12 protein-coding genes are annotated in these 12,643 nt (G+C 65.6%); 8 read left to right on the forward strand and 4 right to left on the reverse strand.

The genetic code is table 11. The features are described from left to right. Positions 1-315 precede the first annotated feature (315 nt). Positions 316-993, reverse strand: a complete 678-nt coding sequence (locus LH128_RS10215; RefSeq protein ID WP_008829547.1) for a helix-turn-helix domain-containing protein — start codon at positions 991-993, stop codon at positions 316-318. A gap of 207 nt (positions 994-1,200) precedes the next feature. Here LH128_RS10215 and cobA point away from each other — a divergent pair, with 207 nt between their 5' ends. From cobA to LH128_RS10240, 5 genes are read left to right on the forward strand one after another with little or no spacing between them, the layout of a single operon-like run. Beyond that, positions 1,201-1,989 (forward strand): uroporphyrinogen-III C-methyltransferase, encoded by a 789-nt coding sequence (gene cobA / locus LH128_RS10220; protein ID WP_008829548.1) that lies wholly within the window; start codon positions 1,201-1,203, stop codon positions 1,987-1,989. Further along, a complete protein-coding gene (locus tag LH128_RS10225) occupies positions 1,986-2,282 on the forward strand; it encodes a DUF2849 domain-containing protein (RefSeq protein WP_008829549.1) in 297 nt (98 codons plus the stop codon). Before cobA ends, LH128_RS10225 begins: the two co-directional genes overlap by 4 nt. Further along, positions 2,282-3,916: a nitrite/sulfite reductase gene (locus tag LH128_RS10230; RefSeq protein WP_008829550.1), complete on the forward strand. Its 1,635-nt coding sequence runs from the start codon at positions 2,282-2,284 to the stop codon at positions 3,914-3,916. Before LH128_RS10225 ends, LH128_RS10230 begins: the two co-directional genes overlap by 1 nt. Next, entirely contained in the window at positions 3,909-4,343 is a 435-nt protein-coding gene (locus LH128_RS10235) for a DUF934 domain-containing protein (protein WP_008829551.1), read from the forward strand. Before LH128_RS10230 ends, LH128_RS10235 begins: the two co-directional genes overlap by 8 nt. A 28-nt stretch (positions 4,344-4,371) precedes the next feature. Further along, complete coding sequence (locus LH128_RS10240) at positions 4,372-5,190, forward strand: phosphoadenylyl-sulfate reductase (protein WP_008829552.1); 819 nt, start codon at positions 4,372-4,374, stop codon at positions 5,188-5,190. Between the two features lie 185 nt (positions 5,191-5,375). On the opposite strand, the gene LH128_RS10245 is transcribed toward LH128_RS10240, so the two are convergent. After that, a complete protein-coding gene (locus tag LH128_RS10245) occupies positions 5,376-5,717 on the reverse strand; it encodes a hypothetical protein (RefSeq protein ID WP_008829553.1) in 342 nt (113 codons plus the stop codon). A 177-nt stretch (positions 5,718-5,894) separates the two neighbouring features. On the opposite strand from LH128_RS10245, the gene LH128_RS10250 reads away from it, so the two are divergent. Continuing rightward, entirely contained in the window at positions 5,895-7,097 is a 1,203-nt protein-coding gene (locus LH128_RS10250; RefSeq protein WP_008829554.1) for an MFS transporter, read from the forward strand. Between the two features lie 3 nt (positions 7,098-7,100). On the opposite strand, the gene LH128_RS10255 is transcribed toward LH128_RS10250, so the two are convergent. Both LH128_RS10255 and putA read right to left on the reverse strand, forming a co-directional pair. After that, complete coding sequence (locus tag LH128_RS10255) at positions 7,101-7,637, reverse strand: dihydrofolate reductase family protein (RefSeq protein ID WP_008829555.1); 537 nt, start codon at positions 7,635-7,637, stop codon at positions 7,101-7,103. Positions 7,638-7,815: 178 nt separating this feature from the next. Then, positions 7,816-11,427 carry a trifunctional transcriptional regulator/proline dehydrogenase/L-glutamate gamma-semialdehyde dehydrogenase gene (gene putA / locus LH128_RS10260; protein ID WP_008829556.1) on the reverse strand — a complete coding sequence of 1,204 codons (3,612 nt, stop codon included), beginning with the start codon at positions 11,425-11,427 and terminating at the stop codon, positions 7,816-7,818. 99 nt (positions 11,428-11,526) lie between these two features. Here putA and LH128_RS10265 point away from each other — a divergent pair, with 99 nt between their 5' ends. Beyond that, positions 11,527-11,997, forward strand: coding sequence for an Lrp/AsnC family transcriptional regulator (locus LH128_RS10265; RefSeq protein WP_008829557.1), 471 nt, complete (start codon positions 11,527-11,529; stop codon positions 11,995-11,997). Positions 11,998-12,117: 120 nt separating this feature from the next. Further along, on the forward strand, positions 12,118-12,643 hold a 526-nt coding region (locus LH128_RS31355; RefSeq protein WP_008829558.1), incomplete at its 3' end, for an SDR family NAD(P)-dependent oxidoreductase.

Raw genomic sequence — 12,643 nt, forward strand, 5'->3', positions numbered from 1 at the left:
CGACTGCGTCCCGGTGCCTGCCTTGGCCTGCCCCTCAGCGGCCCGTGAGACCGCTTCGAATCCGACCATGGAGATTTGAGTAAAACACTACGCAGATAAAATTAACATCATTAACCATAGATATTTTATTAATCATCAATCCAATTTAGTTCTGTTAACTAACTCAATTAATTCTGAATATTTATTAAAATAACGTTTACCATCTAAAACAGCAACAGAGAACACAAACTTCCATGATCGCGAATTGGTTGCATCGATGCACCAATATTGCACATGTCGCTGCGGATCGATTTTTCAGACGAGACGGTGGCCGCGTCAAAGCTCGATCATGATACGTACCTTGTCGGGCGTCGTTTCCACGGCCGCTGCGATCTGCTCCCGGCAACGGGAGATGAGATCGGTCAACCCGGGCACCGTTCGACTCGGTCGCAGTTCCGCCGCCTCGACGCCGAGCGCCTCGGCGATGGCGTCCAGCCGCTCCTCGATCGGACGGGCGCGGCCCTGCTCCCAAGCCCACACGGTTGGCTTGCTGACACCGAGGCGGTTGGCAAGTTCGCCTTGCGTCAGCCCCCGCAACTTGCGCAGGCGATGCAACCGCTCGCCAAGGCTTTCACCCCCGATCGCCCCCGGCCCTATCGGCGCCGGCGCGGCCCCGAGCCCAAGTTCGGTCTGCACGGCGCTGCGAAGCTGCGCCGCGCGCAAGGTGGCGCTGGGGATCGGCGAATCGAAGGCGCAGCCGTAGAGCTTGCCGCTCGCCCAGATGACACGCGCACGTGCGTGAGACGCCTCGGGCAGGTCGAGTTCGATGATCTCGCCGATCTCGAGGTCGAGCTTGCTTTCCAGCAGGACACCGGTTTCCGAGAAGTTGTGGAGCACGACCTGCGTGTGCTCGCCGGACTCCAGCGCCCCTTGCGTCTCCAGCAAGAGGCGGCGACGCTCCGCACGAGGGCGGCCGCTTGCTTCAGGCGCTTCAAAATGGGCCGCAATGGGCATCAGTCCACCTCCATGTGTGAGGCGAACGTCCACAAGTTAGGTTAAGATTCGGTTAGAGCCGGGACTAATGAAGCACCGAAGTCATGCGTAATTTTCTGTGAACTCCCTTGGAAACGCGGCAATCCGGCCAGCGTAAAGCTCCCCTTAGCCCCCTCAAAGCCATTATGGCTGGCATCCGGCGATCATCGCGCCCATTTGCGCCACACCATGACCGCGAATCCCTCCAAGATGCCCCGCGTGGGCAAGGTGTACCTTGTGGGTGCAGGCCCCGGCGATCCGGATCTGCTGACCCTACGTGCCGCACGCCTGCTGATGAGCGCATCGCTGGTGGTCCACGACGGTCTCGTCGATCCCGCGATCCTGGCGATGGCGCGGCCTACAGCAAAGCTGGTTTCGGTCGCCAAGGCCCGTTCGCGCCACACCATGAAGCAGGAGGATATCAACGCCCTGCTGGTGCGCGAGGCGCTGGCGGGGAACGACGTCGTGCGCCTCAAAGGCGGCGATCCCTTCGTGTTCGGACGCGGCGGCGAAGAGGCCGAGGCCTGCCACGCGTCGGGCGTCCCGGTCGAGGTCGTGCCCGGCATCTCCTCGGCGCTGGGCGCTTCGGCCGCTGCGCAGATCCCGCTCACTCACCGCGACCATGCCTCGATCGTCAGCTTCGTGGCGGGCCAGTGCAAGGGCCTATCCGAGCAGGACTGGTCCGGCCTTGCCGGCAAGGGCCGCACGCTGGTGATCTTCATGGGCATCGCCACGGCCGCGCAGATCTCCGAAAAGCTCATCGCCGATGGCCTCGCGCCCGACGTGCCCGTGGCAATTATCGAGAAGGCCACCCGCTCCGATATGCGTGTCCTGCGCTCTCCGCTGGCCGGTCTTGCGCATCTTGTCGAAAGTCAGAAGGTGCAAAGCCCCGCGCTTATCGTTATCGGCTCGGTCGCCGCCGACCATGACTCGGCGGACAACACCATTCGCGCCCTGGCGCTGGAGGCAATGCAGTGAAGATCCTGACGGGCAACGACCTGAAAAGCGGCGCCGTCGTGTGGTGGACCGGCTTCGGCTGGTCGCTCGACGTGAACGACAGCGCCGATGTCGGCGACAACGGGGCTGCGATCATCGCACGGGAAGAAGGCGTGCAGAACGTCTTCGCGGCCTATGTCGTCGATGGCGAGAAGACCGATGAAGGCGTGCGCCCCGCGCACATCAAGGAGCGCATTCGCGCCTTTGGGCCGACCGTGCGCCTCGACCTGACGCTGAAGCCGTCCGACCCCGCCGCTCTGAACTGGGTGATCTGATGTACAAGTACGACGAATACGACCAGCAGATGGTCGATGTGCGGGTCGAGGAATTCCGCGACCAGGTGCGCCGCCGCGTCTCGGGCGAGTTGACCGAGGACCAGTTCAAGCCGCTGCGCCTGCAGAACGGCCTGTACCTCCAGCTGCACGCCTACATGCTGCGCGTCGCGGTGCCTTACGGTACGCTGAGCGGCGCTCAGATGCACCTTCTGGGTGACATCGCGGACAAGTACGACCGCGGCTACGGCCATTTCACCACCCGCCAGAACATCCAGTACAACTGGATCAAGCTGGAAGAGACGCCCGACATCCTCGCCGAGCTGGCGAAGGTGGAAATGCACGCGATCCAGACCAGCGGCAACTGCATCCGCAACATCAGCTCGGACCAGTTCGCCGGTGCCGCCGCCGACGAGATCATCGATCCGCGTCCTTATGCGGAACTGCTGCGCCAGTGGTCCAGCTTCCACCCGGAATTCCTGGTACTGCCGCGCAAGTTCAAGATCTGCGTGATCGCCTCCGAGACCGACCGCGCGGCGATGCGCCTGCACGACATCGGCATCAAGATGGTGCGTAATGACGCCGGAGAGATCGGCGCGCAGTTCTATGCCGGTGGCGGCATGGGCCGCACTCCGATGATCGCGCCGCTGATCCGCGAATTCGTGCCGCTGGACCAGCTCATCACTTTCTCCGAAGCGTGCCTGCGCGTCTACAACCGCTACGGTCGCCGCGACAACAAGTACAAGGCGCGCATCAAGATCCTCGTCCACGAACTGGGCCGCGACGAATATGTCCGCCAGGTCGAGGAGGAGTTCGCGCACCTGCTGACCCAGCCGATCGAGCCGCCGCTCGCCGAACTGGAGCGGATCAAGGCACACTTCGTCGACCCCGCCTTCGAGACCGGCCTGTCCAACGATCTGGACCTCTCCGATCCCGACTTCCGCCTCTGGGTGGAGCGCAACACCACCGCGCACAAGGTTCCGGGCTACGTCATCGCGACGATCAGCCTCAAGCCTGTCGGCGGTATCCCCGGCGATGCCTCGGCCGACCAGATCCGCCTGATGGCGAAGCTGGGCACCGAGTATTCGTTCGATGAACTGCGCGTCACCCACGCCCAGAACATCGTGCTTCCGCACGTGAAGAAGGCGGACCTCTACGCTGTCTGGCAGGCGCTCGACGAAGCGGGCCTCGCCACTGCCAACCTCGACACCGTGGGCGACATCATCGCCTGCCCCGGCCTCGACTATTGCAGCCTCGCCAACGCCCGCTCGATCCCGGTCGCGCAGAAGATTTCCGAGCGCTTCGGTTCGGCGCAGAAGCAGGCCGAGATCGGGGAGCTGAAGCTCAAGATTTCGGGCTGCATCAACGCCTGCGGCCACCATCACGCGGGCCACATCGGCATCCTCGGCGTCGACAAGAAGGGCCTGGAAAACTACCAGCTCCTGTTCGGCGGCAGCGAGGGCGCGGACACCTCGCTCGCCAAGATCATCGGCCCCGGCTTCACCGAGGACGGCGTGGTCGACGCGATCGAAAAGGCCACCGAAGTCTATCTCGCCAACAAGCAGGGCGAGGAGCGCTTCCTCGACACCTATCGCCGTATCGGCATGGACCCGTTCAAGGAGGCCATCTATGGTTGACGTCCAGTTCCGCTTCCGTGACGACGAGGCCGTCAACGACCCTGCCGTCACCGTGGATGCGTTCTCCGAACAGTCGAACGCCACCGCCGTGCGCATCGAGCCGGGCGAGGACGCCCGCGCGCTGCTGCCCTACCTCGACCGGATCGCGCTGGTGGAAGTCAACTTCCCGGCGTGGACCGACGGGCGCGGCTACTCCGCCGCCCGCATCCTGCGTGAAGCCGGTTATGCCGGCGAGCTGCGCGGCGTGGGCGATCTTGTGATCGACATGCTGCACCACATGCGCCGCTGCGGCTTCGATGCCTTCGCGCCCGACAAGGCGCTCAATACCACCGATGCGAAGAACGCCTTCGAGCGGTGGGACAACGTATACCAGGCCACCGCGATCGACGGCAGGCAGGCCATCTGGGCCAAGCGCCACCCGGCGTAAGCCCCGAAGGGCCAGAAGGGATATCCCTATGTTCCGTACCGAAGCTGAAAACGAAGACCGTATCAGGCACCGCATCGACACTTCCGCCCGGTTCACCGAGGCCGATGCGGTGCGTCTCAACCGCCTGTTCCGCGGCACCGACACGAGCGAGATGCTCGAGACGCTGCTGAAGGAGCGAATGGCGGGCGATGTGGGAATCGTTTCCAGCTTCGGCGCGGAAAGCGCGGTGCTGCTCCACCTCGTCGCGAGCGTGGACCCCAGCGTGCCGGTGCTGTTCCTCGAAACGGGCAAGCACTTCCCCGAGACGCTGGCCTATCGCGACACCCTGATCGCGCGCCTCGGCCTGACCAACCTGATCAACCTCGTCCCCGATGAGGCGGAAATCGCCAAGAAGGACGAGAACGGGTTGCGCTGGTCGTGGGACCCCGACGGCTGCTGCGAGATCCGCAAGGTCAAGCCGCTCGCCAAGGCGCTGGCGCATTACGACGCCTCGTTCACCGGCCGCAAGTCGTTCCAGAACTCGACCCGCGCGCACCTGCCGCGCTTCGAGATCGACACGACCGATGCGCAAGGGCGCCTGAAGATCAACCCGCTGATCGACTGGTCGGCCGAGCGTCTGGCCGCCTACATCGCCGAGCATGAACTGCCCGCGCACCCGCTGGTGGCCGAAGGCTATCCCTCGATCGGCTGCATGCCCTGCACCAGCAAGGTCGCGCCGGGCGAAGACCCGCGCTCGGGTCGCTGGAAGGGCTGGGACAAGACCGAATGCGGCATCCACGTCCCCGGCAGCGAGGACAAGAGCGGCCCGGCCAGCGAACTGCCGCCGGGCTTCGATCCGGTGTTCTGAGGCGGCCGGGGTTGGCGTCGAAGCCCACCCCGTCCGGCTAGTTCGCTTCGCTCCCAAGCCTCCCGGCCCTCCCGCACACGGGAGGGCTGACGCGCCTTCCTCCTCCCGCTTGCGGGAGGGGCAGCGAGACTTGGGCCGAAGGCCTTAGTCGCAGCGGGGTGGGTAACAACGCCCCACCAACCGTCTCACCGCTGCTTCTTGGTGATCGCCGCGTTGAAATCGGGATCCTTCTTCGCCACCCAGTCCACGAATTTGCGGATGTTCGGGTAAATCAACAGCGCCTCCACGTCCGTACCGAAGCGCTGGAGTTCGGAGTTCGTGAAGTTCGCGATGACCGTCTGCTGGCAGATCGGATGCATCGGCACGACGTCGCGCCCGCCGCGGCTCTTGGGCACCGGGTGATGCCACACGATGGTCTCGCCCGTGGGGCGGCCGCAAAGCCAGCACGGCACGGCCTCGGCCGGAGCTTCTTCCTCCTCGCGATGAAGGTCTTCGTAGGGTCCGTGCTTCGAATATTTCCGGGCCATGGGTCTGCCTGAATTGCCTGAAATCGCAAAGGCCACTACAGTGCCGGAGCAGTCCCGGCAAACGTCCGAATGCGGCCCCTGCAACCTGCGATGCAGCTTATTCACCGCAATGTTGCGGAATTTGCACCACCAGGCGACTAGCCTCACCGCGCCTTTGTTTCTATGTTGCAACGCAACATGAATCAGTCCCCTTCCGCCTCCACCCGCGCGACCCACCCCGCGCTCGTCATCCTTGCGCTTGCGATGGGTGCATTCGCCATCGGCACCACCGAGTTCGCGGCGATGAGCCTCGTACCCTTTTTCGCCCGCGATCTCGGCCTGACCGAGCCACAGGCCGGTCACGCGATCAGTGCTTATGCGCTGGGCGTAGTCGCCGGCGCACCGGTCATCGCCGTGCTCGCCGCCAAGATCGAGCGCCGCCGCCTGCTGATCGGCCTGATGGCGCTGTTCGCCATCGGCAATGGCATCTCCGCCATGGCCAAGACGTATGACTTGCTGCTGCTGTGCCGTTTCGTCAGCGGCCTTCCGCATGGCGCGTACTTTGGCATTGCCGCCCTTGTGGCCGCATCGATGGTGCCCGCGAACAAGCGCGCGCAGTCGGTCGCCATGGTCATGTCGGGCCTGACGGTCGCGACGATCATCGGCGTGCCCGCCGCCAACTGGCTGGGGCAGGCGATCGGCTGGCGCAGCGGCTTCGCGGTCGTTTCCGGTCTCGCGATCCTGACGATGGCTCTGGTCGCGCTCTACGCCCCGCACCAGCCCGCCGACGAGAGCGCGAGCCCCTTGCGCGAACTCGGCGCGCTTCGCCGTCCGCAAGTGCTGCTGACCCTGCTCACCGGCGCGATCGGCTTCGGCGGCCTCTTTTGCGTCTACACGTATGTCGCCTCGACCATGATCGAGGTCACGCACGTTTCGGAAAAGCTCGTCCCCGCTGTGCTGGCGATCTTCGGCGTCGGCATGACCGTGGGCAACCTGTTCTGGGCCTGGGTCGCCGACCGCGCACAGACGAAGGCCGCGATCTGCGCCCTGCTGTTCAGCGCTGTGTCGCTTGCACTGTTCTCGCTCATGGCGGGCAACATCTGGACGCTGTGCATCGTAGTGCTGCTGATCGGCTTCAGCGGCGGGCTCGGCACCATCCTGCAGACGCGCCTGATGGACGTGGCCGGAGACGCGCAGGCGCTCGCCGCCGCCGCGCACCACAGTGCTTTCAATACGGCTAACGCCATCGGTCCGTGGCTGGGCGGCATGGCCATCTCGGCCGGTCTTGGGCTGACCTCGACCGGCTGGATCGGCGCCTGCCTGGCGCTGGGCGGTCTTGCGGTATTCCTGGTCACCATCTCGCTGCACAAGCGCGAGACGCTGCAGCCCTGCCCCGCTTAAAGGTCAGGCCTCCAGCTTGCGCTCAAGATGCATGTGGACGGCATCCGCCGTGGTATCGAGTTCGGACACGAAGTAGTTCTCGACCGGGATGTCGTCCTCGAACAGCGCGGCGCCGTTACCCAGCGTGCGCGACATCATCCGCAGCCAGATTTCATCTGCATGGCCGGAACGTAGAGCGGCATTGACCGCACCGGCCTCTCCGACGACAAGAACCGCACTGTCGCCCGCAGCCTTCTGCGCGGCGGCGAAAGCCTCGGCGTAAGTCGGGACGAAATGAAACTCCCCGAGCAAGGGAATTGCCAGAGGCGCATCGGTCACGACGAAGACTGGGGTTTTTCCTGAATAGGCATCCGCGATCCATCCGGTATCCTCGGACAGTTCGAAGGACCGGCGGCTCATGACCACCGCGCCGCAGACTTTGTCCAGTTTGCCGGACAAGCCAGAACCATGAAGTTCGGAGGTGCAAAACACGCTCCGTCCGCGAGCATCAGCCCAGAAGCCATCAAGGCTCGAGGCGGCATCGACGATCAGTCTGCCCATATGTCCTACTCCCGCCTGCATTGTAATCCAACGCGGTGTGGTCGCAACGAGACTAATCTCAGTCTTTGGTACAGGTTTCGCGGATTCCGGCGGATTGTTGCCCGTTTACGACAGCACGAGCCCCGCCGCCGAAATGCGGCGGGGCATTACGTGTTTTCACAATAGTTTGCCGACCGAATCAGCCGATCATCATGAGGCTGGCATTGCCTCCGGCAGCCGTGGTGTTGATGGAAGTGGATACTTCGTCCAGCAGCCACGCCCCGTTTGGTCCAGTGTCATGCCCAGTCCAGACGTGGACCGGCACGATCGGCCCCGGCAGTTTCGCCGCCGAGTCGCACGCCCCGCGCACCGCCTGAGCATCCCCTTCGACGAGGCACGCAGCGAAGAACTCGCCCGGATCGGCATGGAAGCGCGCGGCGACCTTCGCGGGCAGGCCTTCAGGCAAGTCCATGCCTTCCACCGTCGCGGTGTTGCCTGTCGCAAGAACCGCCGCCATCTGGCCCAGCAGACCTTCGCGCGTCGCCGGTCGCAGGAGAATGCGGCCGCGCGGGTGGAGCGCATAGAGGTTACGCTCGCCGACCGGGCCGGGAAGCACGGCCTCGAAGCCCAGCGCCGAAGAGCAGCCGAGGTCACGCGCGCAACCGGCGGCAGAGGGCTCGCCATGCTTGTCCAGCCAGTCCGCAAAAACCGTCAGCAACATGGGCGCTTCTTCGGGTGGCGTCAGGACCTGCGGAGCCTGCCGGGTGAGCCTGCCTAGGTAGAGCGGCCCGCCCGCCTTCGGCCCGGTCCCGGAAAGCCCACGCCCGCCGAAGGGCTGCACGCCGACGATGGCGCCGATGGTGTTGCGGTTGACGTAGAGGTTGCCCGCGCGGATCGCGCCGGTCACGCGCGCCACCGTCTCGTCAAGGCGGGTGTGGAGGCCGAACGTCAGGCCGTAACCGGTCGCGTTGATGCTTTCGAGCAGCTTGCCGAGGTCGTCGCGACGGAAGCGCACGACGTGCAGGACCGGGCCGAAAACCTCGCGCTCAAGCTGGTCGATCCCGGTGATCTCGATGATCGTAGGGGCTACGAAAGTGCCGTTTTCCGCGCCCTTCCCCAATGCAACCTGTTCGACGCGGCAGCCCTTGGCGCGCATCTTTTCCACGTGGCGTTCGATGTTGGCCTGGGCCTCGGCGGTGATGACCGGGCCGATGTCGATGGCGAGGCGGTCCGGGTTGCCCACCTTCAGTTCGGCCAACGCGCCCCGCAGCATCGCCAGTGTCCGGTCGGCAACGTCTTCCTGCAGACACAGCACCCGCAGTGCGGAGCAGCGCTGGCCCGCGTTGTCGAAGGCCGAGGCGATGACGTCGGCCACCACCTGCTCGGCCAGCGCGGAGCTGTCGACGATCATCGCATTCTGGCCGCCGGTCTCGGCAATCAGCGGAATTGGGCGGTTTTCCGGCGAAAGTCGGGTCGCCAACTGGCGCTGGATCAGGCGCGCGACTTCGGTGGAGCCGGTGAACATCACCGCCGCCGTCCCGGGTGCGGCGACCAGCGCGGCGCCGAGATCTCCGCCGCCCGGCATGAACTGCAGCGCGTCGGCGGGGACGCCCGCTTCGTGGAGGATGCGTACGGATTCCGCGGCGATCAGCGGGGTTTCCTCGGCCGGCTTGGCGAGGACCGGGTTGCCCGCGACCAGCGCCGCCGCGATCTGGCCGGTGAAAATGGCCAGCGGAAAGTTCCACGGCGAGATGCACACGGCGGCACCCAAAGGTGCCTTAACGGCACCTAAGGTATCCCTGGCCGCTTTGGCGTAATACCGCAGGAAGTCGATCGCCTCGCGCACTTCGGCAATCGCATTGGGTGCGGATTTTCCCGCCTCGCGCATGGCCAGCCCCATGAGCACGGGCATGCGATCCTGCATCGCATCTGCCGCGCGTTCGAGCATGGCGGCGCGCTGATCGACCGGGACCATGCTCCAGTTCGAGGCGGCAGCGCGGGCGACCGCAGCGGCCGCCTCGCTGGCTGCGAGTTCGATCACGGTGCCGACCACGTCGCGATGGTCGGCCGGGTTGCGGACCGGACGGCCCTCTCCCTTCGCGCCTTCCGGTGCTGCGGTCCATTGCGCCGTTGCCGAAGCTGCCAGCGCCGTCGCCAGAGCTTCGAGGGCGATCTCATCGGTCAGGTCGATGCCGTCGGAGTTGCGGCGGTCCGGATAGAGGCCGCAAGGCGCGGCAATCAGATCATGGCGCGCACCGGGGCGAGACATGGCGCGCACGACTTCCACCGGATCCGCGACCATCGATTCCACCGGCACCGCAGGATCGGCGATGCGGTTGACGAACGAGGAGTTCGCACCGTTCTCCAGCAGGCGCCGCACAAGGTAGGCGAGCAGCGTCTCATGCGTGCCGACCGGCGCGTAGATGCGGCAGGGGCGGTCCAGCTTGTCGGCCCCGACGACCTGCGAATAGAGCGGCTCGCCCATGCCGTGGAGGCACTGGAATTCGTACTGGCCGACAGCGAAGTCCGGGCCTGCGAGCCGATAGATCGTCGCCAGCGACTGCGCGTTGTGCGTTGCAAACTGCGGAAACACCGCGTCGGGCGCGGCGAGCAGCTTGCGGGCACAGGCGACGTAGGACACGTCGGTATGGACCTTGCGGGTATAGACCGGGAAGTCGGCAAGGCCGTCCACTTGCGCGCGCTTGATCTCGGCGTCCCAGTAGGCGCCCTTGACCAGCCGCACCATGATCCGGCGACCGGCGCGGCGGGCAAGATCGACGATCCAGTCGATCACGAAGGGGCAGCGCTTGCCATAAGCCTGAATCACGAAGCCCAGGCCGTCCCAGCCCGCCAGCTCCGGATCGAGCGCAAGGCTTTCCAGCAGGTCGAGCGAGAGTTCGAGGCGGTCGGCTTCCTCGGCATCGATGTTGAAGCCGATGTCGTAGCTCTTGGCCATCAGCGCCAGCGCCTTCACGTCGGGCAGCAGTTCGCCCATCACGCGTGCCGCCTGCGCGCGGGCATAGCGCGGATGCAGCGCCGAGAGCTTGATCGAGATGCCGGGGCCCTCGTAGATGCCCTTGCCCGCAGACGCCTTGCCGATGGCATGGATCGCGTTCTCGTAGTCGGCATAGTAGCGACGTGCATCGGCGGCGGTCGTGGCCGCCTCGCCCAGCATGTCGTAGCTGTAGCGGAAGCCCTTCGCTTCCAGTTCCCTCGCGCGCTTGACCGCTTCGTCGATCGTTTCGCCGGTGACGAACTGTTCGCCCATCATGCGCATGGCAAGGTCCACGCCGCGCCGGATCACCGGCTCGCCCGCGCGCGCGACGAGGCGGGTCAGCGCCGCGCCGAGGCCCTTGTCGTCCACCGAGCCGACCAGCTTGCCGGTCACCACCAGTCCCCATGTGGCCGCGTTGACGAACAGCGACTTGCCGCCGCCGAGGTGCCCGCTCCAGTCGCCGTCGGCGATCTTGTCGCGGATGAGCGCGTCGCGGGTGGCGTGGTCGGGAATGCGCAGCAGCGCTTCGGCAAGGCACATCAGCGCCACGCCCTCCTGGCTGGAGAGCGCATATTCCTGCACCAGTCCCTCGACCCCGGTGCCCTTGTGATTGGCACGCAGCGTGGTGACGAGCGCGGTGGCCGCCTCGCGCACCTTGGCCTTCAGGTCCGCATCCAGCGTCGCGGCGCCCAGCAGCGGGGCAAGGCACTCGGCCTCATCCCGGCGGCGCGCATCGGCGATGGCGCGGCGCAGCGGGGTCATCGGGCGAACAGCAGGAGCGAACTGGCCAAAAGGCGAGAGGGCGGGCGTGGTCATGCAAGCGATGCTAGCCGATTCGCGCTTGTCGTTCTGCCTTTTCAACGGCACGGAAATATCCGGTTTGACTTTTTTGACTCCCCATTGAAGGCATATCGCATGGCAAAGAGCGCTCAACCGGTCGAACTGGACGAACTGGACCGCAAGATCATCGCGGTCCTGCGCTCCGATGGCCGGATCACCGTGACCGACCTTGCCAAGGCGGTCGGCATGTCGAAAACTCCGTGCCAGGTACGCTTGCGGCGGCTGACGGAAAGCGGCGTGATCCGGGGGTTTCGCGCGGTGGTCGATCCCGCCAGCCTCGGGCTTGATCACGTCGCCTTCGCCGAAGTGAAGCTGTCCGACACCCGCGAAAGCGCGCTGACCGAGTTCAACCGCGCCGTGCGCCGCATTCCCGAAGTGGAGGAATGCCACATGATCGCCAGCAGCTTCGACTACCTGCTCAAGGTGCGCACGGCCGACATCCGCCGCTACCGGGTGGTGCTGGGGGAAAAGATCTCCAGCCTGCCGCATGTCGCCAGCACGTCCACGTTCGTGGCGATGGAGACGGTGAAGGATGCCAGCAGCTGATCGTTATGGCGGTGTGAACGCCGGATGGAACGCCTTGGCGATGACCTGCAACGCCGCCCTGTCGCGCGCCCGGCCGCCGGGCTAGCACCTTGCGCAAACAGACCCCGCCGAGGAGAGAGCATGACCACCGGAACCGTCGTCATCACCGGAGCCGCAGGCGGCATGGGCCGTCCCGCGGCGCAGCGCTTCGCCGCGCAGGGCCGCCCGCTCCTGCTGTGCGACCTCGACCCTGTGAGGCTGGAGGCGCTGGCCGAGGAACTGCGCCCCGCCGCCGGGAAAGTGGACATTCTCGCCGCCGACATCGCCGCCGGGGACTTTCCCGCGCGGATCGTCGCCGCGCTGGGCGGCGCCCCGATCTCGGCGCTGGTCCACACTGCCGGACTCTCGCCGACGATGAGCGACGGGCCGCGCATCTTCGCGGTCAACTACGACGCCACCGAGCGACTGGTTGCGGGGCTGCTGCCGCACTTCGAGGTGGGGGGCTGCGCGGTGCTGATCTCCTCGGTCTCCGCCTACATGCTGGGCGATCCGGCGCTGCTGGACGCGATCCGCGCGTTCGTGACCACCGGCGAGCGCAGCGGCATCGCCGGTTACATGGACCATCCGGGCATGGCCTATGCGATCTCCAAGCGCGCGGTGATCGGCA

It is taken from the genome of Sphingomonas sp. LH128 (assembly GCF_000293195.2).
Classification (GTDB): Bacteria; Pseudomonadota; Alphaproteobacteria; order Sphingomonadales; family Sphingomonadaceae; genus Novosphingobium; species Novosphingobium resinovorum_A.